Raw genomic sequence first — 25,269 nt, 5'->3', positions numbered from 1 at the left:
AATACCGAAAAATAGGGAGTAGTTAAAAGTGAGCCGTGACAATATTTCCTTAAAAATCTATTTCACTGTCATTACTATTTCCTTGTTTTTGGGCCTTTTTGAGTTTTCTCAATTGTTTTTTGGAAGGACCTAAATCTATATCTTCCGCACCCCTTCCCTTGGTCTTTCTATTTTTCCGCTGCTCCTTTTTCATGGAGTTTTTCTTAATTGCACCTCCATTTTCATTTGCTTTTTGATCATCTATGGGAACAAGGGTATCTTTGTGAAAATCGAATCTATAGGATCCACCGGCACTTACAAAAACCCTGGAAGGTGTATTTTTAAAACTTGCGCCAAGTCCAAGGTCCACTTGCATTCTCTCATTCAACAAGTACGCAACACCTCCCCTTAATAATAGATCTGAATATCTATCGCTTTGTATCCCTTGATGCTCTAAAAATGCACTCCATTTGGGATTTCTAAAGGCATGGGAAATGGATATTAAGTAACTCAGCTCGGGATCATCTGTTCCAATTCTGTCATAAGCGGTATTTGTAATCATTACCATTCTTGGAGTCATCCTACTTTGGGTGGCCAACATAACCCTAGGTGAAACCGTTGGTTCTCCTGGGTAATATGGGTTGTCTTCCAAAACGAAATTGGCACCGGCATACAGGGAGACCGCTGGCAAAAGGTTCTTTAATTGAAATTTGTGGTTGGCGCGCCAACTATATAGATTGGGTTTATTGCGCTCCGGATTTTTATAAGGGTCGTAGAGTAAATATTTCAATCCCAATCTATTTCTGGAGAAATCCCTTCTTTTGGCCTTAAGGTCAAAGAAATCATAGATAATATCCTGATCTTGAAAAGTGCCTTCATAATTGAGCTCCAAACGTTCAAAAAAAAGCCCGTATCGTAACGAAAAGTTTGTTCCCCACAGATCGGATTGTGTATTCAATAGGGTATGGTCGCTCTGTTCGTAAAAAAGACCCATTTCCACTTGTACCACATTTTTACCAACGGCATAGGCACTAACGGAGAGTCCGGGCCTGTTGGAATTTATTACATCCGTATATTGGGACATGACCGATAGTGGCACGAGCAACAGAATTATAAATTGAAATAGGATTCTTTTGGTAATAAAGGGCTTACCCATGGAAACGACTTTATAATTATTTTAATACTTTGAATCTAGTTATACAACGTGAGAATTGTATTTTTGATATATCGTAATCCAAATAAATGGCATTTTTAAAGGCAATATTGGTAATTATTTTGGTGTACTACCTGCTAAAAATTTTGGTAAGGATGTTTGCGCCACAAATATTGAATTATGCGGCCAAAAAGACGGAATCACATTTTCGAAAGACGTTTGAGGGATTCCATCCGGATTCCAATCAAAAGGAAGAAAAGGTAGGTGATGTTATCATCAATAAGAAATCGACCAAGAAAAATAACAATTCCGAAAAAGTTGGGGAATATATCGATTTTGAAGAAATAGACTAGCTATCTTTGTCTAACCAACCACCGGAACATGAAGAAAGGTCTAAAATTCTTTTTCACCCATTTTTTTGTAACCGTATTTTTTATAATAGCTGCCCTAGCTTATTTCCACCCTGTTCTTCAAGGAAAGGTGATTTTTCAAAATGATATTGCCCAATATACGGGCATGGCCAAAGAGCAAAATGACTTTCGAAAAAGAACCGAAACAGAGCCTTATTGGACCAATAGTGCTTTTGGTGGGATGCCCACCTATCAATTAGGGGCAAATTATCCACACAATTACGTCAAGAAATTGGATAGGCTTATTCGATTTTTACCCAGGCCCGCCGATTATTTGTTTCTTTACTTTATAGGTTTCTATATCCTGCTTTGTTGTTTAAAGGTCGATTATAAACTCGCGATTTTAGGTGCTTTGGCCTTTGGTTTTTCCACGTATTTGATCATTATCATTGGAGCAGGTCATAACGCAAAGGCCCATGCATTGGCATACTTGCCCATCCTTTTGGCTGGTATTATATTGGTGTTCAGAAAAAAATATCTATCCGGGTTTTTGGTAGCGGCCTTGGGAATGGCCCTAGAAATAGTGGCCAACCACTACCAAATGACCTATTACTTTATGCTTTTGGTGTTGGTTTTGGGCATAGCCTATTTGGTGGATGCTATAAAGCGAAAGGAATTAAAGCATTATTTTATCTCCGTTGGAATTTTGGTCGCTGCCGTAGGCCTTGGCATTGCAGCGAATGCTACCAGTCTGTTGGCCACTAAGGAATATGCGGATTGGAGTACTCGCGGCAAAAGTGAACTGACCATCAACCCAGATGGTTCTCCTAAGCAAAGTACTAACGGCTTAAGTAAAGAGTATATAACCCAATGGAGTTATGGGATTGCAGAATCCTTAAACTTGTTCGTACCCCGACTATTTGGTGGAGCAAGCCAGGAAAACTTGGGAGAGGACTCCAAATCCTTCAACTATTTGATAGACAAAGGACTGCCCAGATCCAGTGCCTTGGATTTTGTGAGCGGTATTCCTTTATATTGGGGTGAACAACCTGGAACATCTGGTCCTGCATACATTGGAGCCATTATATTCTTTCTGTTCATTTTGGGATTGTTCTTGGTCAAAGGGAAGCATAAGTGGTGGTTGTTGTTCGGGGTTTTGTTGTCTTTGATGCTTTCATGGGGAAAGAATTTCAGTGGGCTCACAAACTTTATGATCGATTATTTTCCGTTGTATGATAAGTTCAGGGCCGTTTCATCCATACAAATTGTATTGGAACTTTGCGCGCCCCTCTTGGCCATCTTGACCTTGAAAAAAATCTTTTCCTCTAAAGTACCTCAGGCCGATAAACTGAATTCCCTAAAATACGCCGGTGCCGTAGTTCTTGGTCTGGGAATTTTATTATTCCTGGTCAAGGGAATGTTCGATTTTACGGGGCCATCAGATGAACGATTACGGATGACAGGTTTGGAGGAACTCCCAGAAATGCTAAAATTAGACCGTAAGGCCGTGTACACGAATGACCTCGTTAGATCTTTGGTGTATGTGTTATTAACCGCTGGATTGGTCTGGTTTTACCTTAAGGGAAAACTTAAGGAAAATCTAGTAGTTTTAGGAATTGGGCTACTTGTGGTTTTCGATCTGGTAGGAGTGAACCTAAGATATGTGAATGCCGATAATTTTGTTTCGAAGCGAAGAATGCTGGAACCTTTTCAAGCTTCGGAAGCAGACAAACTCATCATGGAAGACGATGGGGTGTACAGGGTTTTTGACCAGACCGATGGTTTTGATTCCGCTAAAACGGCTTATTTTCATCAAAGCATCACGGGTTATCATGCTGCCAAACCCGCAGGGATGCAAGATCTATATGAATTCCATATCTATAAAGGGAATCTTTCCGTTTTCAATATGTTGAATATTAAATACGTGATTCGGCAAGATCAGGAAGGAAACATATTTCCCATTCAAAACCCTGATGCCAACGGAAACGCTTGGTTTGTTAAGGAATTGAAGCCTGTAAATTCTGCCAACGAAGAGATACTCGCTTTGGATAGTCTGGACACCAAAAGTGTAGCGGTGTTTAATTCGCAAAAAATAACCAACATCAACCGTTTTGATTTTCAAGTGGATTCTACCGCCACGATTCAATTAACTGATTATGAACCCAACCATCTGACCTATTCATCGAGCAACCCAAATGCCGGTATCGTAGTGTTCAGTGAGATGTATTATCCCCATGGTTGGAATGCCTATTTGGATGGCGAACGAACCGACCATTTTAAGGTAAACTACGTGTTAAGGGCCGTGCGGGTGCCCCAAGGAGAACATATCATCGAGTTCAAATTTGAACCCGAAGTCGTTAAGCAAGGAAGCACGATTAGCTTAGCAAGTACCATTTTGTTGGGCTTGGTACTTATGGGAGGCATTGGGTACTCTTTTTGGCGAACGAAAAAAGAAGAAGGGACCGAAGAAAATGTGCAAACATCAAATTAAATTCTCGTATACCCACCAACATGATTATCCAGATAGTTATCAGGAGTACGCGAATGCGGGACGTTCGATCCATACTAGAACCATTTATTCCCCAGATTTTCATTTGAACGAAAAACTTTAAATAGATGAAGAAGGTTTTGGTCATCACGTATTACTGGCCTCCGGCGGGGGGTCCTGGAGTACAGCGATGGCTAAAATTTGTAAAATATTTTAGGGACTATGGTATAGAGCCTGTTGTCTATATCCCTGAAAACCCACATTATCCCTTACTAGATACCTCCTTGCTTGCTGATGTGCCAAAGGATATTAAGATACTAAAACATACAATCTTTGAACCGTACGGACTATCAAAATTGATATCCGGCAGCAAAACCGAACGAATAAGTTCTGGAGTCATTACTGAAAAAAATCAGTCCGTATTGGAACGTATCATGCTTTGGGTGCGGGGCAATTTTTTTATCCCCGATGCCCGGAAATTTTGGGTGAATCCTTCGGTAAGGTTTTTGGGACCTATTTTGAAAGAGGAAGGCATCGAAACCATTATCACTACAGGCCCCCCGCATAGCCTGCATTTAATCGGTCTAAAATTGAAAGAACGGTCGGGCCTTCAGTGGATAGCCGATTTTAGGGATCCATGGACCTCAATTGGCTATCACCAAAAATTGAAGCTAACGACATCGGCACAAAAAAAGCATAAGGAACTAGAGCGAGAGGTCTTAAATACCGCCGATAAAATTGTGGTCACAAGCAAAACCACGAAGGAAGAATTCCAAGCCCTTACGCCTAGGCCAATACGGGTGATAACCAATGGATTTGATTGGAAAGATAATACGTCCATATCCTTGGATCAAAAGTTCACCATCGCCCATATTGGCTCCATGCTTACTAAAAGAAACCCCCTTAATCTTTGGAAGGTCCTAGGCGAATTGGTTCAAGAAAATGCCGACTTTAAAGACTCCCTGCAACTTAATTTTGTGGGGGTCGTGGGTCAGGATATCTTGGATTCCCTGAGCGAATTCGGGATAAGCGAATATGCAAGTATCCTGGGGTACGTACCGCATGAAGAGGCGGTTTCCTTTCAACAAAAATCACAGGTCTTATTGTTGGTGGAAATCGATTCAAAGGAGACTGTTGGAATCATTCCGGGAAAGTTTTTTGAATATTTGAGGGCCAAAAGGCCTATTCTGGGGATTGGTCCGGCCCATTGGGAAGTAGCCGAAATGATTTCTGAAACGGCATCAGGACAGTTTTTTGATCATGCCAACGAATCCGAGCTTAAAAGTGTACTTTTAAACTGGTTTCAACGCTATAAGAATAATTCCTTGAAGGTTCCGGCTATCAATATTGAACGTTACAGTAGGCAGGAACTAACAAGGCAATTCGCGGATTATATTTAAGATGGGTATCGTACTAAAACAGTCCTTGAACAATACCATCGTAACCTACGTTGGTTTTGCCATTGGCGCGCTAAATACACTATTTCTCTATACAAATTTTATGCAACCGGACCATTATGGGCTGGTCCAATTGATTCTTTCCGTTTCCGGTGTTCTCATGCCCATTCTAGCCTTTGGTGTCCCCAACAGTTTGGTAAAGTTTTATAGCAGTTTTAAAACGGAAAGGGAACAGGACGGCTTTTTGGGGATGATGCTCTTTCTACCGTTGCTGTTCATTATACCCATAGGTTTCCTTAGTTTTTTTGCCAATGAGGCCATTGGGGGGGTGCTTTCCAAGGAAAACCCCATAGTACGGGATTATATATGGCAAATATTCCTGATCGGGATTTCCATGGCCTATTTTGAGGTATTTTATGCCTGGGCCAGGATCAGGATGAAATCGGTCTTTGGAAATTTTATGAAAGAGATTTTCTGTAGGGTGGGACAGAGCGTATTATTGATTCTGTTATGGTTACAGGTTCTGGATGTTCCCCAATTCATCAATGCCCTGGTGGTTTTTTATATCCTTAGAGTGGCCATCATGAAGCTGTACGCCTACCGTCTTCGTTTTCCAAAATTGACGACAGTGCTACCACCTAATTGGCGGGAAATCCTTCAATATAGTGCCTTGATTATCTTGGGTGGCTCTACCGCCATTGTACTTATGGAGGTGGACAAGGTGATGCTCAATAATTATTTGCCCATTGAAAATGTTGCCTATTATGCCGTTGCCGGATTTATGGCCACGGTGATTGCTGTGCCCAGTAGGGCGATGCATCAGATAACCTACCCCATGACGGCAGAGTATATCAATAAAAATGATTTGAAGTCTTTGGGCGGATTGTATCGGAAAAGCTCTTTGACCCTGTTTATAGTTTCTGGGCTGCTGCTGATTTTAATACTGTTGAATTTGGGAGATCTGTATCGAATTTTGCCATCGGATTATAGTGATGGTTATATCATTGTGTTTTGGATTGGCCTTGTAAAGGTATATGACTCCTTATTGGGCAACAACAATTCGATTTTGTTCAATTCAAAGTACTACACATCTGTTTTGTTCTTTGGCGTTCTGCTGGCCCTAATGGCCGTTGGTTTCAATCTATGGTTGATTCCAAAATTTGGGTTGCAGGGAGCGGCCATAGCCAGTTTTTCGGCATTTTTCATCTACAATTCGTTAAAGTTGTATTACGTGAAATCAAAATTTGGGCTTCAGCCTTTCACAAAGGAAACCTTAAAAGTCTTTTTGTTGGTATTAGCTTTGGCGATTGTCTTTTCTTCAGTACCATTTTCATTTCACCCAATCGTAAATATTGGGGTCAAGAGTATTTTAATTACGGTGGTTTATTTTATGGTACTTTATAAGTTCCGGATTTCAGAGGATATCCATACGATACTTGATAAATACCTAGGTAGAAAATAAATCAAATCTGACGGCCTTTGTCCTTCTTTTGTACGCCGTATTGTCCTTTATAGACTTTCAACAAAATCAAGAATAGGTTCACGATAAGAGGACCGAAAATCAATCCCACAAATCCAAAGAGTGGGATACCCAAAAGTACTCCTATAAGGGTTATTAGTGGGTGAATGCTATCCAGTTTTTGAAGCAGCATGAGTCTTATGAGATTGTCCGTAGAACCTACTACGACTAATCCGTAAATTAATATTCCCCACGCCTGAAAGTCATTTCCGCTGGCGAGACTTAAGACAAATACAGGGAAAATCCCAATAAAAGTCCCAATAAACGGAATCATAGAGCCAATGGTGACTATCACGAACCAAAACCAAGGATTGTCTATATCAAATATGAAAAAGCCAATAAGTGCAATGATTCCCTGTGCCAGGGCTACTAAGGGTATCGCAATGGCATTGGAGCGTACTACCTTGTCAATTTCATTGCCCAAGGTAACCAGGGTCTTGTTACTTAGCGGAATATATTCCATCAAGGAATCCCTCATTTCCTTTGGACTTATTAACATGTAATAAAGGATTATTAGCAGGACCCCTAGAGAAATAACTACGTTCAAGGTACTACTTGCAAATCCAGAAAGGTTTTCGGTCACCCAACCTGATGCCTGTTGGGGGTCTATGGCGTTGGAAACGTCATAATCCAAATACTTTTCCAACACAAAAACCTGTTCCTTAAAAGCACTGATTACTTGTTCTGACTTATCGGCCAAGTTTCCTATCTTGAATCCCAACATGTATACGGCACCGGACAAGGGAATGCATATACCAATGATGGCCAATAGGATTAGGGTAATCGCGGACCACCTTTTTCCCAACCCTGTTTTATGTAGTTTTTTCATCCATTTTCTCAGGATGACATATAAGGTAAGTGCTCCCAAAACCCCTGAAATATAGGGTAACATAGAGTCGAATATCAATCCGCCAAAAAATAGGATTAATATTAATAGTAATAATTGTCTGATTAGTTTTGGATGTATTTTTTTCAATATACCTGTAAATTGGATTTTTGGAAATTTACTAGGTTTCCTGCAGATAGATTGATGCACACGAATAAATATGTAATCGAATTGCAATAAGTATCCTAAGGGACACTAATAAAATAAGGATACGTAAATTCCTTTCAACAAAAGGGAGTTTTATCAATTCCAACTATAGGAATCTCAAAAAAAAAAGCCCTGTAGCAAACGTATCTACTACAGGGCTAAAAAACTAACCAACCTAAAAACTATCTTAATTATTCATAATTCCTTCTAGAAGCGGATCTTGTATTACTGCTTCGGGTAGTACCTCTAGAGGGAGCTTTACTGACCGATCTTGTCGATTTACTGACCGTACTCCTATTGTTGGAAGGTGTAACGGTCCTTTTTACGGTTCTTTGGGTGACGGTCCTACTTTCGTTACTACGGCTCGCTGTACTTCTGTTAGTAGGTGATGCATACGTGGTGGTACTTCTTTTTACCGTAGTACTTCGTGGAGTTTTGGTTGCCTCCCTTGTAGATACCACTTTTCTTTTTTCGTTACTTCTAACCGTATTATTATCACTACCGCGCCTTACCGTTGTTGAACTGCTTCTATTCACACTTGAGGATTTTCTTACGGAATTATCCGTTTTTCGGCCATTGTTACTAGAGGCTACACTTCTTCCAGACTTAAAATCATCACTTCTTCTTGCTGTGTTATTGTTGGAACGAACTCCGTCATTTTTTCTGTAAGCCGTACTTTTGTTACCTCTATAGGAATTCTCCCTTACGGCTACCCTATTATCATTTCTATAGATACTCGCCCTTTCGCGTCTCACTTGATTGTATCTATGTTCCCTGCCAATGTTTACATAAGCCCTACGGGTATTGAATTTATAAGGTCTGTAATAGGTGTACCTTATTGGCGTGTAAAATCTTCTGTAAGGTCTGTTGAAAACCAGAGCGAATCCTATAGCAGGTCTTACGAAAAACCCGTGAAATGGTCTATACACATAATGTCGATTGTAAATATTGATAAAACCTGTATGGTAATCGTAAAATCCTCTGTTATCATAAAAAACGAACATGCCGCCTACACTACGAACCCTATTGTTTCTATATCTAATATCTACATCGCCTATCTGGTTAACCCTTCCATAGAAGTCGTAATAAATGGGAACGTTTTCCACTTGGATTACCGCACCGTAATCATCATACTGTGCGTAAGGGCTATAATCATACCCTGAGTTGAAGGTAATTCCGTTTCTTCTTCCAGTTACATAATCCTCAATGTAGAAGTCGAACTCCCCATCTGGGTATACTGAAAACGTAATGCCATTTTCAACAAAAATAAATGAGTTGTTGTACCTATAAGCATTGCGCGTTGCAACCTTATCTTCTACCGTACCGTTGGCCAAGACACCTGTAGTGCCTAAAATCATCGCCGTAAAAAGGAGTACTAAATTTTTCATGATATAAGGTTTTAAATTTCAAGTGCAACTATTTACACTCGCCTTACATAAAACAAAGAGCGTGCCAGAAATTAGAATATATATTTAAATAATTGAAAATCAATTATTTAAATATATATTCTTCTAAATAAAATAAAGTTTTAGATTAGATCAATTTTTCTAAAAGATATTTTGCGGTGTACGATCTGGAGTTTTTTGCTACTTCCTCAGGTGTGCCCTCGGCTAATAATTGCCCCCCGTTTTCGCCACCGCCCGGTCCTAAATCGATGATGTAGTCCGCGCACTTGATGAGTTCAATATTGTGCTCGATCACCACAATGGAATGCCCTTTTTTTATCAAGGCATTGAAGGATTTCAAGAGTTTTTGAATGTCATGAAAATGGAGTCCTGTCGTGGGTTCGTCAAATATAAAAAGTGCTTTGTCCTTCGTTGCGCCTTTTACCAAAAAGCTGGCCAATTTGATACGTTGTGCCTCACCACCGGATAGGGTGGAGGAGGATTGCCCCAAGGTTACATAGCCCAAGCCCACATCTTGCAAAGGTTTCAATTTGGCAACGATTTTGGTTTGTAAGCCTGTTTCGAAGAAATCTATGGCATCGTCGATGGTCATATTGAGAATATCGTCGATATTCCTTTCGTTAAAAGTAACCTCCAACACGTCCTTTTTAAACCGTTTTCCGTTGCAGGTATCACATTCCAAGTGTACATCGGCCATAAATTGCATCTCCACGGTGATTTCACCTTCTCCTTTGCATTTCTCACATCGTCCTCCATCTACATTGAATGAAAAATGTTTTGCTTGGTAATTCCTGATTTTGCTTAGTTTCTGGCCCGCAAAAAGGGTACGTATTTCATCATAGGCCTTTATATAGGTAACCGGGTTGGAGCGTGAAGAGCGTCCAATGGGGTTTTGGTCCACAAACTCCACATGTTTTATGTGCTTATATTTTCCATTGACGGAACTAAATTGACCGGCCTTTTCGCCGTAGCCTCCAGTTTCTTTGAGTATTATAGGGTACAATAGTTTTTTTACAAGGGTACTTTTTCCACTGCCGGATACACCGGTTACTACGGTTAGCATATCCAATGGAAAAGTAACATTGATATTTTTGAGGTTGTTTGCCCTACAACCTATTATTTCTATATGATTCTTGGAAGTACGCCGCTCTTTGGGAATCTCAATATTCATGGTTCCGTTAAGATAGCTTGCTGTAAGTGAAGAGGATTTCAAGATTTCCTCTAAAGTACCTTGGGCAACTATGTTTCCCCCATGGGTACCGGCCTCCGGACCAATATCGATAACCTCGTCCGCAGCTTTCATAATATCCTCGTCATGTTCCACCACAATGACTGTATTTCCTAAATCCCTTAGGGAAAGCAATACTTCGATTAAGTTTTCGGTATCCTTTGGGTGAAGTCCAATACTCGGTTCATCTAGAATGTACATGGAACCTACGAGACTACTACCCAAAGAGGTGGCCAGGTTAATTCGCTGGCTTTCTCCCCCGGATAAGGTATTGGACTTTCTGTTCAAGGATAAGTAATTGAGCCCCACTTTGTCCAAGAAACCCAAACGGGAATTGATTTCCAGCAAAAGTCTGTCCGTTATTTTGGCATCGTGTTTGGTAAGTTCCAAATTGTTGAAAAAGGGAATCAGGCGCTCAATAGGAAGGCCTACTAGATCAGAAATGGATTTCCCACCAATTTTCACGTATTCCGTCTCCGGTCTTAGTCTTTTGCCATTGCAAACGTTACATTTTGTCTTTCCCCTGTAGCGGGAAAGCATTACCCTATTCTGAATTTTATAACTTTTTTCTTCAAGTGTTTCAAAGAATTTGTGTAGCCCTATGAAGTGCTTGTTTCCATCCCAGACCAATTTTTTTTGATCTTCCGATAGTTCAAACCATGGTTTGTGAATGGGAAAATCAAATTTATAGGCGCTATTGACCAATTGGTCGCGGTACCACCCCATGCTTTCCCCCCGCCAGGGAAAAACGGCATTTTCATAAATGGAGAGGGCTGTATTGGGTATTACCAAATCTTCGTCGATACCAATTACATCCCCGTATCCTTCACATTTTGGACAGGCCCCATAGGGATTGTTGAAACTGAAGAGATGCACATTAGGCTCCAAAAAGGTCATTCCATCCAAATCAAATTTGTTGCTGAAAAGTCGTTGTTTAGATGTAGAGAGCTCTTCGATGATACATTGCCCTTTGCCTTCAAAAAAGGCATTGTCCACGGCATTCGCCAATCGATTGTAAAAATCTTCATCGTCCTTGGTGATAATCCTATCCACCACAAGATCAAATTCTTTACCTATATCTTCAGGGGCCTGGTCTATTCTGATTACTTTCCCTTGGTATTTGATCCTAGCATAGCCCTGTTTGGAAAATAACTGAAGCGATTTTAATGCATCGCGGTCATCGCGTATGGTAACAGGGGCAAGTAGCAATAATTTGGTATCCGTATCAAATTGCTTTACGTGTTCAATGACATCGGATACGGTATTTTTTTTTACCTCATTACCTGATATGGGAGAGAATGTCCTCCCAATGCGGGCGTAAAGGAGCTTTATATAATCATAGATTTCAGTAGTAGTGCCCACCGTAGATCTTGGATTGGTCGAATTTACTTTTTGCTCAATGGCAATGGCAGGGGCAATACCTTTTATATAATCGACTTTTGGTTTGTCCAATTTTCCAAGGAATTGTCTGGCATAGGAAGAAAGACTTTCTACATACCTTCTTTGTCCTTCGGCAAAAAGTGTATCGAAAGCCAAACTTGACTTTCCGGATCCTGAAAGGCCCGTAATGACCACCAACTTGTTTCTAGGAATGACAACATCAATATTTTTTAGGTTGTGCAACTTTGCGCCCTTGATAATGATGTTTTTTTTGGGGTCAACTTGGGATATCGTAATCATATGCGTTATTAAAGTTGCAAAGATACGACTTGACCGTTAGGTTAAAATCCATTTGCCCCAAATCTCATTTCGTCGAGTACTTTTTCACATTTTTTTTGGAGTATTTATTTTTTTATATCTTTGAGCTTCAATAAATGCAAGAGCCTATAGCCTAAAATTACTTTTGAAGTTAAAAAAGTTTTAAATGTCCTATGACCATTTTGGTACTTGGACCCCCAATTTAACCCACAAAAGTAAGGCTTATGATACAGGAACTTGAAGATTCCCAGCTAGTAAAATACTACATGAACGGTAACGAAAGGGCCATTGAGGTGCTTATCAACCGTCACAATGCACGTTTAACGGGCTTCATCTACTCCAAGGTAGGAGACCGTGAATTGACCGAGGATATTTTTCAGGATACCTTTATGAAGGTTATACGTACACTCAAACGAGGTGCCTATAATGAAGAAGGCAAATTTTTGCCTTGGGTGATGCGCATTGCACACAACCTTATTATAGATCACTTTAGAAAAAGCAATCGAATGCCCATGTGCGACGGTACGGATTCCTTCAGTATTTTTTCCTTAATGGGCGATGAAAAGCTAAACGCGGAAAAACAATTGATCAAGGAACAAATTGATACGGATTTGGCAAGGATGATAAAGGAACTTCCAGAAGACCAGCAAGAGGTTTTGGAAATGCGCCTTTACAAGGATATGAGCTTTAAGGAAATTTCTGAAAATACGGGCGTAAGTATCAATACAGCTTTAGGAAGAATGCGCTACGCCTTGATAAATCTAAGAAAGCTTGTTGAGGCGAATAGTATAGTTTTAACGAATTAATTGGTAACAGGTCGAATGGATCTACTATATTGGTTCCGTTGGCGTTATTTAACCGTAACCAAAACGGAAGTAATATGGAAAAAATTTACCAAACTAAAGTAAACAACTCTAAAGTAGTATCCGCAAAACCAGAAACAATCAAGTTTTTATTGGATTACTCCAAATCTCTCAATATAAGTGAAGCCAAAGGCATCAAATTTGAAAATAACTTGAACTAAGCATATTTTCTATCAAACAATAAGAACCCCGGGGAAATTTTCTCCGGGGTTTTTTTATCGATAACCTTCCAGAGCACTGGTGTTCGAACAATCTTCTATTTTTTCAGGACCGTTTCTTAGGTACCGGCGAACTTATAAAATGTGCATTTATTGTACAGAAAATAGGTTTTTAGGCTTTCACATCATAAAAAGGCGGTTTTACAACATACTTTTTCCTACAGGGTGCGATTTATCTAGTTTTATATCAGAATTGAACGACTAATTACAATTAATCAATAACCAAAATCAGGATCCCCACCCTGTCACCTAATGAAAGTAACTAATATGGAATTACAGATTGAAGATTCAGAACTAGTAAGAGATTACATCAGCGGCGATGAGAAAGCATTGGAGATTCTTATCCATAGACATAATCAACGTATTACAAGCTTTATTTATTCCAAAGTTTTGGATAGGGATGTCACCGAGGATATTTTTCAGGATACCTTTATTAAGGTTATTAAAACCCTGAAGAAAGGTAATTACAGTGAAGAAGGCAAGTTTTTGCCATGGGTAATGCGAATTGCTCACAACCTGATCATTGACCACTTTAGGAAGAACAAAAGGATGCCAATGTTCGAGGGGAGCGAGGATTTTAATATTTTTTCTGTAATTGGTGATGACAAGTTGAATGCCGAAAAACAACTGATCAAAGACCAGATCGATACGGATTTAAGGGAATTGATCGAAGAATTGCCCGATGACCAAAAGGAGGTCTTAATCATGCGAATCTACAAGGATATGAGTTTCAAGGAAATTTCTGAAAATACCGGTGTAAGTATCAATACCGCCCTTGGAAGAATGCGATATGCCCTTATCAACCTTAGAAAAATAATTGAAAAACACAACATCGTTTTAACGAATTGATACGTCAGAATAAATAGATAAACAATATTTCCATTTTAGTTGCGTTAATTTAATGTAACAACAATGGAAATATGGAAAAAATTTACTCTAATTATCAGGAAAGAACAGAGTTTAAAAAAGTTTGCCCAAAAACAATCAACTTTCTCTTAAGTTTTTCAAAGGCACTGTACGATGTAAAGTACAAGGACATGGAGTTCGAAACCTATTTAAACTAAAATACTGACCCGCCTAGCGGGTCTTTTTTTTTCTTAGGTATTCATCGATGACCGATTTTCTTCCAATGGTCCTGGTGATAATGTCCTTGTCCAAATCCCAACCTCTGGCAGGCGAATAATCCCTGCCATACCATATAATCTGGAGATGCAAATCGTTCCATAACTCTTTGGGAAATAGTCTCTTAGCATCTTTTTCAGTTTGGACTACGTTTTTTCCGTTTGAAAACCCCCAACGGTACATTAATCTATGGATATGCGTATCTACAGGGAATGCGGGAATTCCAAATGCCTGTGAAACCACCACACTGGCGGTCTTGTGGCCAACGGCGGGTAGTTCTTCAAGTAGCTCGATTTCCTGGGGAACCTCACCATTATATTTTTCGATTAAAATTTCTGAAAGTCCGTGAATTCCTTTGGATTTCATGGGTGATAACCCCACTGGCTTTATGATCTCCCTAATTTCGGCAACGCTCATTTTAACCATATCAAAGGGATTGTCCGCTTTTTCAAAGAGCAGTGGGGTTATTTGATTGACCCTCACATCCGTACTTTGGGCGGACATCAGCACAGCAATCAATAGGGTGTAGGAATCTTTATGCTCCAAGGGAACGGGAATGGTTGGATATAGTTCCTGTAATTTGGAAATTGCGTATGATACCTTTTCTGCCTTCGTCATTTTTGTTTAATTTTATAAAAATAATAGTGAACAAAATAATAAGATAATTGACTATGAAAACACTAAAGGAAGGGGATAAGGTCCCAGAATTTTCAGCCAAAGATCAGGATGGCAATACTATTAATTTATCCGATTATAGTGGAAAGAAATTGATCGTTTTTTTCTATCCAAAGGCAAATACCCCTGGTTGTACCGCAGAGGCTTGTAACTTAAGGGATAACTATAAATCCTTGCAAGATGCTGGTTATGAGATTCTTGGTGTGAGTGCCGACTCACAGAAACAACAATCGAATTTCAAGAACAAATATGACTTTCCATTCCCTTTATTGGCAGATGAAGACCATACCGTCCTTAATATTTTTGGTGTTTGGGGACCAAAAAAGTTTATGGGAAGGCAATATGATGGTATCCATAGAAAAACCTTCGTAATCAATGAAGAAGGAATCGTTTCCAAGGTTATAGACAAAGTAAAGACCAAGGACCACGCCGCCCAATTATTGGATTAGAATTGGGGCTTTCAAAAATAGGCCCAACCCAAAATAAATCGGAGCCAACATTCCGGTTCTAAAATAAGTACCTCGTTTTTAAAGCTTTCTTCCTAAAAACGGGGTTCTTTTTTAAGGTATTTATTGAAAACTTGGGTGATATAAGAAGTAGGCGTTTTACCAATTCATCATTTTGGAATTTGCTACTTGTGAGGTGTTAAAACGGAACTATTACAAGTCTTTCCATGTCCCCGAAACTTTTTAAAATAACCGTCTTTCTAAGCGGTTATTTTTTTTCTATTTCCTTTTCAATTTCTTCCGGTTTTGAAAGTTCCTTTTTATTGAACAGGTTTTTTTCCTTGATGATTTCGGCAATACCTTCCGGAAGCATTTCTTCCCAACCATCTTCCCCGTTCATAATTTTTCTCAGTACATCCCTGGAGAAAATATCCATGATATCCGGTTCATAGTCTATAATGTCCATGACCTTGCCATTGTATTTGAAGAACTTGTAGAGCTCCTTCATCCTTGGATGTACCTTCACGTTGTTACTGGTCATCACTTGGCCGGTATCTGGGTTCTTCATGGGGTAGAGATACACCTGAAGATCCTTGAAGAACAGTTTTCCAAAGGCCTCCAAAATGCCACCGCTTAAATGGCGATAGTATTTTTCATCAAAAATATCAACTAGGTTATTTACCCCCATGGTAAGACCTATCCTATTTTTGGTGTAATTGTTGAAATATTCTACCAGTTTGTAATATTCCTGAAATTTGGAAATCATTACGCAGTGCCCTAGGGAACATAGTAATTCTGCACGGTCCATAAAATCCTCCTCGTCAATTTCCCCAGATGCCTTTAAGTTTGAAAGGGTAATTTCAAAGATTACGATACTATTTTCTGGATCTACCTGTGGATCGCGTACAAAAATATCATAAGATTTTTGGAACATGTCCATATTCACCTTGGTAACGGGTCTAAAACTACCCCGCAAGGCCAAAATATTTTTTTTGTAAAGTACGGCGGCCGGTAATAGGTTGTTTCCGTCCGGACCAAACATGACGGCATCGGTCATGTCGTTTCGAATCAATTGAAGACTCATCAAACGGTTGTCCACATCCTTGAAATTGGGACCTGAAAAATTGATCATGTCTATTTCCAAGGTATCCTTATCTATATGATCGTATAGATATTTCAGCATTTTTTTAGGCTTGTGGTACTTATAAAAGGCACCATAAATTAAGTTTACACCCAAAATACCAAGTGTCTCTTGTTGAAGCCTGGCTTCGTTTTGCTTAAAACGAACGTGCAATACGATTTCGTCGTATTCTTTTTGCGTTGGATCCAATTGATATCTGATACCTACCCAACCATGGCCTTTATAGCGTTTGGAAAAATCAATCGTGGCAACCGTGTTGGCATAGGAAAAGAAAACCCTGTTGGGGTGTTTCTCCCGGCTGATCCTTTCCTCCATCAACTGCATTTCATACTGGAGCATGGTCTTCAAACGGGCCTGTGTCACATACCGGCCGTCTTCCTCAACGCCGTAAATGGCATCACTAAAATCCTTGTCATAGGCACTCATGGCCTTAGCGATGGTGCCCGATGCACCTCCCGACCTAAAGAAATGGCGGGCTGTTTCCTGTCCGGCCCCAATCTCGGCAAAGGTTCCGTAGATATCCGGATTAAGGTTTATTCTTAAAGTTTTGGCTTTGGTCGAGGGGATATTCTCGAAAACACTTTCTCTCTTTAAAACTGAGGCCATTCTTTTAATTTGTTTCAACAAAGTTATAAAGAATGGGCAACCTAATGGCCAAACCAATCAAAAAAATACCGCTTATCATTAAATTACGCACGGGCGATTCATTTTGGCACAAGCTTAATCCATTTTAGGCCTCTATTTTCTTAAATAAGGATTAAATTTGAATAATATGGAAGAAGGCTTAAAGGTTACTTTTCTTGGAACGGGTACTTCACAAGGAGTACCGGTCATAGGTAGTCAACACCCTGTTTGTTTGAGTGGAGATGCTAGAGATAAAAGGCTTAGGGTTTCGGTTTTGCTTTCGTGGGGTGACTACAACTATGTGATCGATTGTGGTCCGGATTTTAGACAGCAGATGTTGATCAATCAAGTAAATAGGTTGGACGGGATTCTTTTCACCCATGAACACTCGGATCATACGGCAGGTATCGATGACATTAGGCCATATTTTTTCAGACAGGGGGATATTCCCATTTTCGCCCATAAGCGCGTCGTGAAATCCTTAAAAAAACGATTTGATTATATATTTAAGGACAAGGATAGATATCCGGGGGCACCATCGGTGGAAATCAATTATGTTCAAAAGGACCATGAATTTGAAGTGGGCGACCGGTTGGTATCTCCCATTCAAGTAATGCACAACAGGCTAAAGGTTTTTGGCTATCGCATTGGAGGTTTTACATATTTGACCGATGTAAAATCAGTGGAAAAGGAAGAATTCGAAAAGATTCTAGGCACCAAGGTATTGGTCGTGAATGCCTTACGTATAGAGCCCCATCATTCCCATTTTAATTTGGAGGAGGCACTGGCCTTTGTGGCGAAAGTGAGGCCACAGAAAGCATATTTTACCCATATAAGCCATTTATTGGGTTTTCATGCCGAAGTTGAAAAGAGTCTTCCAGAAAATGTACATTTGGCCTATGACAATCTTACTATTGAGATATAAAATATGAAGAAGAATATTTATTTGTACCTATTTCTTTTTGCCGCATTAATTTGTCTTTATCTAGCGGTCAGTGGTAGTAAAATGTCCAAGGTGAACACCAATAGAATCCAGAATTTGGAGACCAAGGTAGACGCTTTGAAAGATTCTCTGCAGGAAAAGGAACTGCGCATATTGGAGCTGCAGTATTTCTCGTTGGAAAACAACGATGATGCCTTGGCGTACTATGACCATTTGGAACTTGAGAACCCTGTCCGATACATTTCCGATAAATTATTGGAAACCAATGAATCCAAGGGAGATAACCCGTTGGTACCCTATGAGGGCATGCAGAACGATTTTAAGATCAATAAAATCAAGGTGCTGAACCACAAATGGATTTTAGCCGATTTTTCGGATGGAAAATACTGGGGCGAAATCCTGATCCGGTACGAACTAAAGGATGATCTGGGCGTTGATTTTACCCTTATGGACCATCTTTTGTATACCAGAAGCAACTAGCGGTTTTCTTCCAACCACTTTTTAAGGGAATAAAAATTTTGGGGAGCCACACCGTGTCCCACCGGAAATTCTTCAAATACATGGTCGATACCTAGCTCGTTCAGAAGTTCAGGAGCCTTTTGGGCCCATGCTATAGGTATCACTTGGTCTACCTGCCCGTGGGAGGCATAGATTTTTAGCGATTGGAAATCCTTTTCGGCATACCCTTCTTTAAGAATTTTCTCGTTTAAATAACCGCTTAGGGCTACGACCCTTTTTATTTTTTCAGGGTAGGAGAGTGCAACCGCATAACTGAGAATGGTCCCTTGGCTAAAACCAAGTAAGGTAACATCCTCTGGGTCCAGTTGATAGGCTTTACATGCCTCTTCTATAAAGGCGACAATTTTATCCCTGGATGCTATGGCTTGTGCATCGTCGCTCCATTTACCTTGCTCATTATCAAAATGAATGGCATACCAGGCGTATCCAAAGGGTTGTAATTTATACGGTGCCCTAATGGAAATTATACAATACTCTCTGGGCAATTCCTCAGCAAAGGAAAACAGGTCTTCCTCATTGCTTCCGTACCCATGTAACATTAACAATACGGGAGCCTTGCCCTGTTGGATGGAGGAAGGTCTGATGATATGTTCTAACGATAAGGGGGCTGTAGTCATGATCTATTGGATAAAAGTGAACCATTTTTGAAAATAGGTTCCTAACAAAGGTACACCTTGCTTTTTATTGTTGAGGGCGCCCAAGAACCCATAAAACCAAAGTGCCAAATAGCAGATATAAAGTCCGTACAGGCCGTACTGGTTGTACCAAACACTGGAAAAAAGGGCAAAAGCGTGGAACAAAAGGTGGATGCCAAAGGCCTGCCTAATATGAAATCTTGCAAAGTCATGTTTGGGCTCCATATTCATGGTAATGGCTATTAGGGCCCCAATGAGGGTCAAATAGGAAATAATGGCCGTGTTTTTTCCTTCAACTACATTTTCTGCCATACTTCTAGATATTTATGTGGATTTGGTCGTTGGCAATCGTACCTAGCACCGTTCCCTTAAGTGTATGGCCCAAGAATAGACTGTTTTTTGAATTACTGGCGATGTGGGCTTCGGTAAAGGTATATTCCGGGTCTGGGTCGAATAGGGTCAAGGTTGCTTTGGCACCTTCTTTAAATTCAGGAATTTCAATCCCGAATAGTTCCCTGCCCCGGGTGAGTATATCAATCGTTTCCTCCAAGGTAAATAACTGGTTCAAGGCCCCAAAACTACTTTCCAGGCCTATGGTGCCATAATCGGCATTCTCAAATTCCACCTTTTTCAACTCAATGTTCAGGGGGGTATGGTCAGCGGTCACAAAATCGATGGTGCCATTTTTAACGGCTTTTATGAGTTCTTTGCAATCCTTGGAAGTCCGTAAGGGCGGCAAGACCTTGTAGTTGCTCTCAAAACCCTCCAGCACTTCGTCCGTTTGGAATAGGTTGTGAACAGCTACGCTGCACGTAACCTGGAGTCCCTTTTTCTTGGCCGCTGCTATTAGTTTCACGGAGTCTGCGGTACTGATGGTAGGGATATGCAGTTTGCCCCCGGTATATTCCAAAATGAACAGGTCCCTGGAAACCTGAAGCTCTTCGGCCATGGCCGGAATTCCTTTTAACCCAAGTTTGGTGCTAACGGTCCCTTCGTTCACGTTTCCCTTTCCGGCAATATGGGTGTCCATGGGAAAGGATAGCACCATGCCGTTGAAGTTTTGTGCGTATTGCAGGGCGATTTTCAGCAGGTTGGGGTTGGAGACTGCATGTTTGAAATCATAGAACCCCACGGCCCCCGCATTTTTCATGTCATACAGTTCCGCCAGGGTTTCCCCATCGCCGTTTACAGTAAGGTTACCCAAAGGGTGAATATTGGTGAGATGGCCTTTTCCAGCATTTTTCAGGAAAACAATATCGGAACTACTATCAGGGAGGGGAAAACTGTTGGGATTCAAAATTACATCGGTAAACCCGCTCCGCGCTGCCGTATCTAGACCATTTGTAATGGTTTCTCTTTCCTCATACCCCGGTTCGCCAAAACTTGCCCCGGTATCTATCCATCCTAGGGAGACATGTAGATTTTTATGGTCGATTATTTTTGCTTTGGACGGTGCATCAATATCGGTTCCAATTTTTTCTATGATGCCGTTCTTGATTAAAATATCTCTTTTCTTAAGGTGGAATTCCTTGGATTTCCCATGTATGAGCTTTACCGATTTTAGAAGTATGTTCATCTAAGAGTTATTTTAAGAACCTTTGAAGTGCGGATTCCGTTAGTACAAAAACCAGTGCTAAAATAGCAAACCATTTCCAAAATTCGTTGACGCTGTTGGTTTTTTGGACCTCGTCGAAAAATTTGAAAATTGAATCAAGAACCCTGTCGCTTTCAATATTGCCAATATCTTGATACCTAAGCCCACTCTCCTTGCGATCGAAGTTAAAACTGATTTTTCCTAACACTTCATCCCCGTTCATAATTTGAAAAATACCATCCTCAGTTGGGTTTTCATCAAAGGTCAATTGGACTTTTTTAGGTAGGGAAATTTGCTGCGGGATGAATTCATAGGCATTGGTCGCAATTTTTAGGATATGGTCCTTGGGCAGGGAAACAGGTATTTCCAGTTCTTCGTATCTGCCCAAGGTGTGATATAGCTTGGGCAATTTTAGACTGTTGCGGGCAATGTTATAAAAGGTAGGCACAATGAGGGGGGAACTCTTGAAATTTGAATTTTCCCCATCCAATGCCGCAGAGAAGAAATAGGAATTCTCACCGCCTATTAGAAATGCGTTCCCGTTTTGAAAAGTCAGGACGTTTTGCCCCTCTGAACGTAGGCTGAAATAACTGTTAACCTCTGGATATTGAAAATTGGTTACCCGTTTATTGAAGACATTCCTAAAAATGGGATGCTCAAAGGCAATAGTGGAAATGGCCGCCTTTTGTACTACATACGCTCCATAGTTGGTGTTGAAAAAGGAGGTGGCGAACCTATTATAGGACGCAAGGTCAATAACAGTCGCCGGGATTACCACAAAAGTTCCTCCTTGGGCAACAAAGGTGCGTAGCGTATTTTCCAGACCTGTGGGTATTTCTTCCAATTCATTTAAAACTATCAGGTCATAATCTTCTATGGCCCCATAGTTTACCTGGCCCAATGGGGTGGAAGTCAAATCAAATTCGTTGGCATTGTATATCCTAGTTAAAAAGTCGATATCCCCATTGGAAATTGCCAGCACCTTGATTTTTTTAGGACGTTCCAAATTGAAAAAGAATTCATTATCGTAGGGGAGTCCCGTATCCGAAATGACAATCCTTCCGGCGATAGGGGCGTTGGCAGGGATGGAAAAGGTCACCGATGCAATTCTTGAATCGTTAAAGGCAGCCGATGTTTTCGCGATTAAATCATCCCCGTTGTAAAGGGAAACAGCGTGTGTTTCAAGGCTTGTGTTCGAAGACAGTATGGTGGTGAGTTCAATGACCTCAGTGTCCGAATCCGAAATGTAAACGGAATCTATGGAAACGTTCACCAAATCCTTAGGGACCTGTTGAATTACATAGACGTTGGGGTTTTCATCCAATTTTGGCAAAGGTCCCAACCGTTCCTGAAAATCCGAAATAAGTACCGTTCTTTTTAGGGAGGCCGGATCTGAATCGAACATGGAAGTGCTTTTTAAAAGTACCTGGTCCAGGGTCAATTGGTTCGTACTAGGGGAGAGGTCGATCAACTCGTTCTGTATATCCGCAATTTCAACGTCCTCAAAAACCTTATCATTGGTGAATAGGCTAAACGCGCTGTTTTTGGGTACGGTTCTAATAAGTTCCTGCACCATATTTTGCAATAGGGTACCGTTGTCCAATTTTGCCTGCATGCTAAAGGAATTGTCTAGATATATGACCGTTTCCTGAGGTTTAAGGGCATTCTCATTGGCACTAAAGGGCTGGGCAAAGGCTAGGATCAAACTTGCAAAAATGCCCAATCTAGCGAGTAGAATGAGCCACTTTTTCAGAACACTGCTCTTTCTGGATTCGGATACGACCTTTTTGAGCAATTTTACATTGGTAAAGGGTGTTTTCTTAAAACGGCGAAGCTGAAAAAGGTGAATGATTATGGGAATGGCCAGTAACAAAAGAGCCCAAAGAAGTTCTGGATATTTAAACTGCATTCCTTTAAGTGATTGGTCAAAGATACTTATTTTGACTTGATATTCCCCATTTTATGTTCCCCGTATAGGTTCAAATTATCAGAGTGGGGTGTAATTGATTTTCCTTGGAATATTTCCTTTGGTGTCTGGTTTGAAATTGCAAAATCTGGATGCACTGAGCATTGCCCAACATCTCTCTGTATCAACATAAAAAGAAGTAATCCAACATATTACGCATCGTCCTTTGCTTAAAAAAGGCCCTAATTTCCTTTTGTGCCTCCTCATTGGCAACGGTTATAATGCTTTGGGGATGTTTAATGTGGTCGAGTTCCTGGAAGGAAAGCAGGGTATGGCCATAGATTTCCTTTCCAATTTTTTTTGGATTATCACAGATCCATGAGAATTCAATATTCTTTTCGGTGAGCGATTGGGCAATCCTTTTCCCCTTGAATCCGGCACCCCAGACCACAAGTGGTCGGTTGGTATCATGATCTAATTTTAAGAAGTAATGAAGTTTTATGTCCAAAAAATAGTTTTGGGCGTAATGTTCGCTGGTGCGCGAAGTTCTGTGGTCATAGTCCCTCCAATACAGCAGGGTTTTATCGCATGGGATAATGTGGAGTCCTTTTTCGTAAAACCGAAAGGTAAGGTCGTAATCTTCTGGATATCTTTGGGGATTGAATCCTTCACAGGCCTCAAAATCTGACCGGTAAACCATCCAGCAGGGGGAGGGGATGACACATTCCTTGTAAATTTCGGTAAAATTCGTTCCTTTCTCCGTTAGTCCGTTCAGCCATTTTTCATAGCGATCGTAACCATCGCTAATACCTCGGTCCGAAAAATACTTCACTTGTCCTACGGCAACATGTCCCTCACCATGTTCCAACAACAAATTGGTCATGACCTGTAGGCGGTCTGGGGTCATAATATCGTCGGAATCCATTCGGGTAATAAAGGAGCCGCGGCAATGGGCATAGGCCGTTTGTAAGGCCTGTATAACGCCTTTGCCTGTATTTGGATATACGTTTATCCGTGTGTCTTTTTGTGCGAAGCCTTGCACCAATTTAAGGCTTGCATCCGTAGAGTTATCGTCCACCGCGATTATTTCCCAATGGGAATAGCTTTGGGACAGAACGGAATTCAGGCACTCCTCCAGATAGGCGGATGTATTTTTAAAGGGGATGATGATGCTAACCAAGGGGTGTACCATGGGAGGTAAGTTATAAAAAGGATTTTATCCGGTGCCAGGGAACAAATGTCGGATTAAAAGGAAACATACGAATAATAGTAGAAAAGTTTTTAAAAGAAGTAAAAACCTTTCTATATTTGCACCCGCATTAGGAGAAATGGCAGAGTGGTCGAATGCGGCAGTCTTGAAAACTGTTGAGGGTCACACCTCCGGGGGTTCGAATCCCTCTTTCTCCGCAAAAGAAACCCGCAACGAAAGTTGCGGGTTTTGTGTTTTAAGTAGCGTCAAAAGCATGCTTTTGCAAGCGGATCAAAACACAAAACCCAACAAACGTAGTTTGTGCAGGGTTTCATGCTTGCCCGGGATTGCCTGTTTGGGATGCATGCAGTGAATCCCATCCGCCTTAACTACGAAAGGCAGTAATAATTGAAGACACTTTACATCAACACTTTCATCGGTTTAATTCCTATATTGGAGGTATAAAGATGTATTTTACATCAATTTTAACAAGTTAGCCACTATTTTATAACTCTATGAAAATCAAGTTTTTAATACTAAGTGGAATTTCTCTTTTGCTATGTTCTTGCGATTGTTGGATTCAAGTAAATGGGCAAATTATTTCATCAGAGATCGGCAAACCTATAAGTGGAGCGAAAATTGAAATGGTCAACAAAAATCTAACTTCGACTTCTGACAAAAACGGTAATTTCACCATTGGAGAAATGACTGGATTTTGTTACTCTCCACAAGTTCGGATTACTTTTGACAATCATAAACCTTTCGAGATTGAATTGGAATCTGACTCAGGTTTTCAACACAATAAATTAAAAAAGGAATCGGAATCAATTGACTTTGATGAGCCTTTTTACCCTGACCCAGATAATCTGAATTCCTATATTTCATCAACTTGGATTGAAAAGTATAGTAGAAATTTTGAAATAAAATCGGACAGTTTAATCATCTATATGGATGAAAAAAATCTGACTAAAGAAATCGAGTTGCTAAAACAAAAACTCAAAAATAAAAACAGTGGCTAACCCCTGTTATAATTCATTGCTGCATTTTCGCTAAATTTAAAACCATTAACCTTTAACAGGGCCCGATTTCTAACCGACAATTTCCTGCAGGAAAACGTCGCTACGAAATCATAGCCCAACCGTT

Annotated in this window: 22 protein-coding genes and 1 tRNA gene; 12 read left to right on the top strand and 11 right to left on the bottom strand. The window is 40.4% G+C overall.

The genetic code is table 11. From position 1 onward, the window contains the following. Positions 1-49: 49 nt before the first annotated feature. Complete coding sequence (locus DZC72_RS13770; protein WP_125223482.1) at positions 50-1,135, bottom strand: transporter; 1,086 nt, start codon at positions 1,133-1,135, stop codon at positions 50-52. Between the two features lie 86 nt (positions 1,136-1,221). On the opposite strand from DZC72_RS13770, the gene DZC72_RS13765 reads away from it, so the two are divergent. The 4 genes from DZC72_RS13765 (at position 1,222) to DZC72_RS13750 (ending at position 6,829) form a co-directional block, all read left to right on the top strand. Further along, on the top strand, positions 1,222-1,485 hold the full coding sequence (locus DZC72_RS13765; RefSeq protein WP_125223481.1) for a DUF4834 family protein: 264 nt from the start codon (positions 1,222-1,224) through the stop codon (positions 1,483-1,485). A 28-nt stretch (positions 1,486-1,513) separates the two neighbouring features. Then, positions 1,514-3,973: a YfhO family protein gene (locus DZC72_RS13760; RefSeq protein ID WP_125223480.1), complete on the top strand. Its 2,460-nt coding sequence runs from the start codon at positions 1,514-1,516 to the stop codon at positions 3,971-3,973. A gap of 125 nt (positions 3,974-4,098) precedes the next feature. Then, on the top strand, positions 4,099-5,370 hold the full coding sequence (locus DZC72_RS13755; RefSeq protein WP_125223479.1) for a glycosyltransferase family 4 protein: 1,272 nt from the start codon (positions 4,099-4,101) through the stop codon (positions 5,368-5,370). 1 nt (position 5,371) lies between these two features. Further along, positions 5,372-6,829, top strand: coding sequence for an oligosaccharide flippase family protein (locus tag DZC72_RS13750; RefSeq protein WP_125223478.1), 1,458 nt, complete (start codon positions 5,372-5,374; stop codon positions 6,827-6,829). A 1-nt stretch (position 6,830) separates the two neighbouring features. Here the strand turns inward: DZC72_RS13750 and DZC72_RS13745 are convergent, their stop codons facing one another. The 3 genes from DZC72_RS13745 to uvrA all read right to left on the bottom strand — a co-directional run bounded on the left by DZC72_RS13745 (position 6,831) and on the right by uvrA (position 12,233). Further along, positions 6,831-7,922 carry an AI-2E family transporter gene (locus DZC72_RS13745; RefSeq protein ID WP_317127157.1) on the bottom strand — a complete coding sequence of 364 codons (1,092 nt, stop codon included), beginning with the start codon at positions 7,920-7,922 and terminating at the stop codon, positions 6,831-6,833. A 188-nt stretch (positions 7,923-8,110) separates the two neighbouring features. Continuing rightward, positions 8,111-9,307, bottom strand: a complete 1,197-nt coding sequence (locus tag DZC72_RS13740) for a hypothetical protein (protein WP_125223476.1) — start codon at positions 9,305-9,307, stop codon at positions 8,111-8,113. Positions 9,308-9,452: 145 nt separating this feature from the next. Beyond that, a complete protein-coding gene (uvrA, locus tag DZC72_RS13735) occupies positions 9,453-12,233 on the bottom strand; it encodes an excinuclease ABC subunit UvrA (protein ID WP_125223475.1) in 2,781 nt (926 codons plus the stop codon). A gap of 242 nt (positions 12,234-12,475) precedes the next feature. Between uvrA and DZC72_RS13730 the strand changes: the two genes are divergently transcribed. From DZC72_RS13730 to DZC72_RS17825, 3 genes are all read left to right on the top strand, one after another. After that, a complete protein-coding gene (locus tag DZC72_RS13730) occupies positions 12,476-13,057 on the top strand; it encodes a sigma-70 family RNA polymerase sigma factor (RefSeq protein WP_099547221.1) in 582 nt (193 codons plus the stop codon). Positions 13,058-13,599: 542 nt separating this feature from the next. Then, positions 13,600-14,181 carry an RNA polymerase sigma factor gene (locus tag DZC72_RS13725; protein ID WP_125223474.1) on the top strand — a complete coding sequence of 194 codons (582 nt, stop codon included), beginning with the start codon at positions 13,600-13,602 and terminating at the stop codon, positions 14,179-14,181. A gap of 71 nt (positions 14,182-14,252) precedes the next feature. Next, the gene (locus DZC72_RS17825) at positions 14,253-14,396 is read left to right on the top strand and encodes a hypothetical protein (protein WP_165776651.1); all 144 of its coding nucleotides are present in this window, start codon (positions 14,253-14,255) and stop codon (positions 14,394-14,396) included. 13 nt (positions 14,397-14,409) lie between these two features. Here the strand turns inward: DZC72_RS17825 and DZC72_RS13720 are convergent, their stop codons facing one another. Then, positions 14,410-15,072: an endonuclease III domain-containing protein gene (locus DZC72_RS13720; protein ID WP_125223473.1), complete on the bottom strand. Its 663-nt coding sequence runs from the start codon at positions 15,070-15,072 to the stop codon at positions 14,410-14,412. A 53-nt stretch (positions 15,073-15,125) separates the two neighbouring features. Between DZC72_RS13720 and bcp the strand changes: the two genes are divergently transcribed. Next, on the top strand, positions 15,126-15,578 hold the full coding sequence (gene bcp / locus DZC72_RS13715; protein ID WP_125223472.1) for a thioredoxin-dependent thiol peroxidase: 453 nt from the start codon (positions 15,126-15,128) through the stop codon (positions 15,576-15,578). Positions 15,579-15,843: 265 nt separating this feature from the next. Here bcp and DZC72_RS13710 read toward each other — a convergent pair whose 3' ends face one another. Beyond that, entirely contained in the window at positions 15,844-17,322 is a 1,479-nt protein-coding gene (locus DZC72_RS13710; RefSeq protein ID WP_125223471.1) for a nucleotidyl transferase family protein, read from the bottom strand. A 166-nt stretch (positions 17,323-17,488) separates the two neighbouring features. On the opposite strand from DZC72_RS13710, the gene DZC72_RS13705 reads away from it, so the two are divergent. Next, complete coding sequence (locus tag DZC72_RS13705) at positions 17,489-18,265, top strand: MBL fold metallo-hydrolase (RefSeq protein WP_125223470.1); 777 nt, start codon at positions 17,489-17,491, stop codon at positions 18,263-18,265. 3 nt (positions 18,266-18,268) lie between these two features. After that, on the top strand, positions 18,269-18,763 hold the full coding sequence (locus tag DZC72_RS13700; RefSeq protein ID WP_125223469.1) for a hydrolase: 495 nt from the start codon (positions 18,269-18,271) through the stop codon (positions 18,761-18,763). On the opposite strand, the gene DZC72_RS13695 is transcribed toward DZC72_RS13700, so the two are convergent. The 5 genes from DZC72_RS13695 to DZC72_RS13675 form a co-directional block, all read right to left on the bottom strand. Beyond that, entirely contained in the window at positions 18,760-19,419 is a 660-nt protein-coding gene (locus DZC72_RS13695; RefSeq protein WP_125223468.1) for an alpha/beta hydrolase, read from the bottom strand. The two genes, DZC72_RS13700 and DZC72_RS13695, sit on opposite strands and share 4 nt — an antisense overlap. A gap of 3 nt (positions 19,420-19,422) precedes the next feature. After that, the gene (locus DZC72_RS13690; RefSeq protein WP_125223467.1) at positions 19,423-19,749 is read right to left on the bottom strand and encodes a hypothetical protein; all 327 of its coding nucleotides are present in this window, start codon (positions 19,747-19,749) and stop codon (positions 19,423-19,425) included. Between the two features lie 4 nt (positions 19,750-19,753). Beyond that, positions 19,754-21,013, bottom strand: coding sequence for a dihydroorotase (locus DZC72_RS13685; RefSeq protein ID WP_125223466.1), 1,260 nt, complete (start codon positions 21,011-21,013; stop codon positions 19,754-19,756). A 7-nt stretch (positions 21,014-21,020) separates the two neighbouring features. Next, a complete protein-coding gene (locus tag DZC72_RS13680; RefSeq protein ID WP_125223465.1) occupies positions 21,021-22,940 on the bottom strand; it encodes a BatA domain-containing protein in 1,920 nt (639 codons plus the stop codon). Positions 22,941-23,121: 181 nt separating this feature from the next. Next, entirely contained in the window at positions 23,122-24,129 is a 1,008-nt protein-coding gene (locus DZC72_RS13675) for a glycosyltransferase family 2 protein (protein WP_125223464.1), read from the bottom strand. Between the two features lie 130 nt (positions 24,130-24,259). Between DZC72_RS13675 and DZC72_RS13670 the strand changes: the two genes are divergently transcribed. Both DZC72_RS13670 and DZC72_RS13665 read left to right on the top strand, forming a co-directional pair. Beyond that, positions 24,260-24,344: transfer RNA gene (locus tag DZC72_RS13670), tRNA-Ser, on the top strand. Positions 24,345-24,641: 297 nt separating this feature from the next. Further along, positions 24,642-25,145: a carboxypeptidase-like regulatory domain-containing protein gene (locus tag DZC72_RS13665; protein ID WP_125223463.1), complete on the top strand. Its 504-nt coding sequence runs from the start codon at positions 24,642-24,644 to the stop codon at positions 25,143-25,145. The last annotated feature ends 124 nt before the right edge of the window (positions 25,146-25,269 follow it).

Origin of the sequence: Maribacter algicola (assembly GCF_003933245.1) — a bacterium.
GTDB lineage: Bacteria > Bacteroidota > Bacteroidia > Flavobacteriales > Flavobacteriaceae > Maribacter > Maribacter algicola.
The sequence above is the reverse complement of the archived record's forward strand: the minus strand, read 5'-3'. Positions and strand labels throughout refer to the sequence as shown.

Excerpts from the sequence above, each read along its gene's own strand:
- DZC72_RS13770 (WP_125223482.1), bottom strand. The coding sequence starts at position 1,135 with ATGGGTAAGCCCTTTATTACCAAAAGAATCCTATTTCAATTTATAATT.
- DZC72_RS13765 (WP_125223481.1), top strand. The coding sequence starts at position 1,222 with ATGGCATTTTTAAAGGCAATATTGGTAATTATTTTGGTGTACTACCTG.
- DZC72_RS13760 (WP_125223480.1), top strand. The coding sequence starts at position 1,514 with ATGAAGAAAGGTCTAAAATTCTTTTTCACCCATTTTTTTGTAACCGTA.
- DZC72_RS13755 (WP_125223479.1), top strand. The coding sequence starts at position 4,099 with ATGAAGAAGGTTTTGGTCATCACGTATTACTGGCCTCCGGCGGGGGGT.
- DZC72_RS13750 (WP_125223478.1), top strand. The coding sequence starts at position 5,372 with ATGGGTATCGTACTAAAACAGTCCTTGAACAATACCATCGTAACCTAC.
- DZC72_RS13740 (WP_125223476.1), bottom strand. The coding sequence starts at position 9,307 with ATGAAAAATTTAGTACTCCTTTTTACGGCGATGATTTTAGGCACTACA.
- uvrA (WP_125223475.1), bottom strand. The coding sequence starts at position 12,233 with ATGATTACGATATCCCAAGTTGACCCCAAAAAAAACATCATTATCAAG.
- DZC72_RS13730 (WP_099547221.1), top strand. The coding sequence starts at position 12,476 with ATGATACAGGAACTTGAAGATTCCCAGCTAGTAAAATACTACATGAAC.
- DZC72_RS13725 (WP_125223474.1), top strand. The coding sequence starts at position 13,600 with ATGGAATTACAGATTGAAGATTCAGAACTAGTAAGAGATTACATCAGC.
- DZC72_RS17825 (WP_165776651.1), top strand. The coding sequence starts at position 14,253 with ATGGAAAAAATTTACTCTAATTATCAGGAAAGAACAGAGTTTAAAAAA.
- DZC72_RS13720 (WP_125223473.1), bottom strand. The coding sequence starts at position 15,072 with ATGACGAAGGCAGAAAAGGTATCATACGCAATTTCCAAATTACAGGAA.
- bcp (WP_125223472.1), top strand. The coding sequence starts at position 15,126 with ATGAAAACACTAAAGGAAGGGGATAAGGTCCCAGAATTTTCAGCCAAA.
- DZC72_RS13710 (WP_125223471.1), bottom strand. The coding sequence starts at position 17,322 with ATGGCCTCAGTTTTAAAGAGAGAAAGTGTTTTCGAGAATATCCCCTCG.
- DZC72_RS13705 (WP_125223470.1), top strand. The coding sequence starts at position 17,489 with ATGGAAGAAGGCTTAAAGGTTACTTTTCTTGGAACGGGTACTTCACAA.
- DZC72_RS13700 (WP_125223469.1), top strand. The coding sequence starts at position 18,269 with ATGAAGAAGAATATTTATTTGTACCTATTTCTTTTTGCCGCATTAATT.
- DZC72_RS13695 (WP_125223468.1), bottom strand. The coding sequence starts at position 19,419 with ATGACTACAGCCCCCTTATCGTTAGAACATATCATCAGACCTTCCTCC.
- DZC72_RS13690 (WP_125223467.1), bottom strand. The coding sequence starts at position 19,749 with ATGGCAGAAAATGTAGTTGAAGGAAAAAACACGGCCATTATTTCCTAT.
- DZC72_RS13685 (WP_125223466.1), bottom strand. The coding sequence starts at position 21,013 with ATGAACATACTTCTAAAATCGGTAAAGCTCATACATGGGAAATCCAAG.
- DZC72_RS13680 (WP_125223465.1), bottom strand. The coding sequence starts at position 22,940 with ATGCAGTTTAAATATCCAGAACTTCTTTGGGCTCTTTTGTTACTGGCC.
- DZC72_RS13675 (WP_125223464.1), bottom strand. The coding sequence starts at position 24,129 with ATGGTACACCCCTTGGTTAGCATCATCATCCCCTTTAAAAATACATCC.
- DZC72_RS13665 (WP_125223463.1), top strand. The coding sequence starts at position 24,642 with ATGAAAATCAAGTTTTTAATACTAAGTGGAATTTCTCTTTTGCTATGT.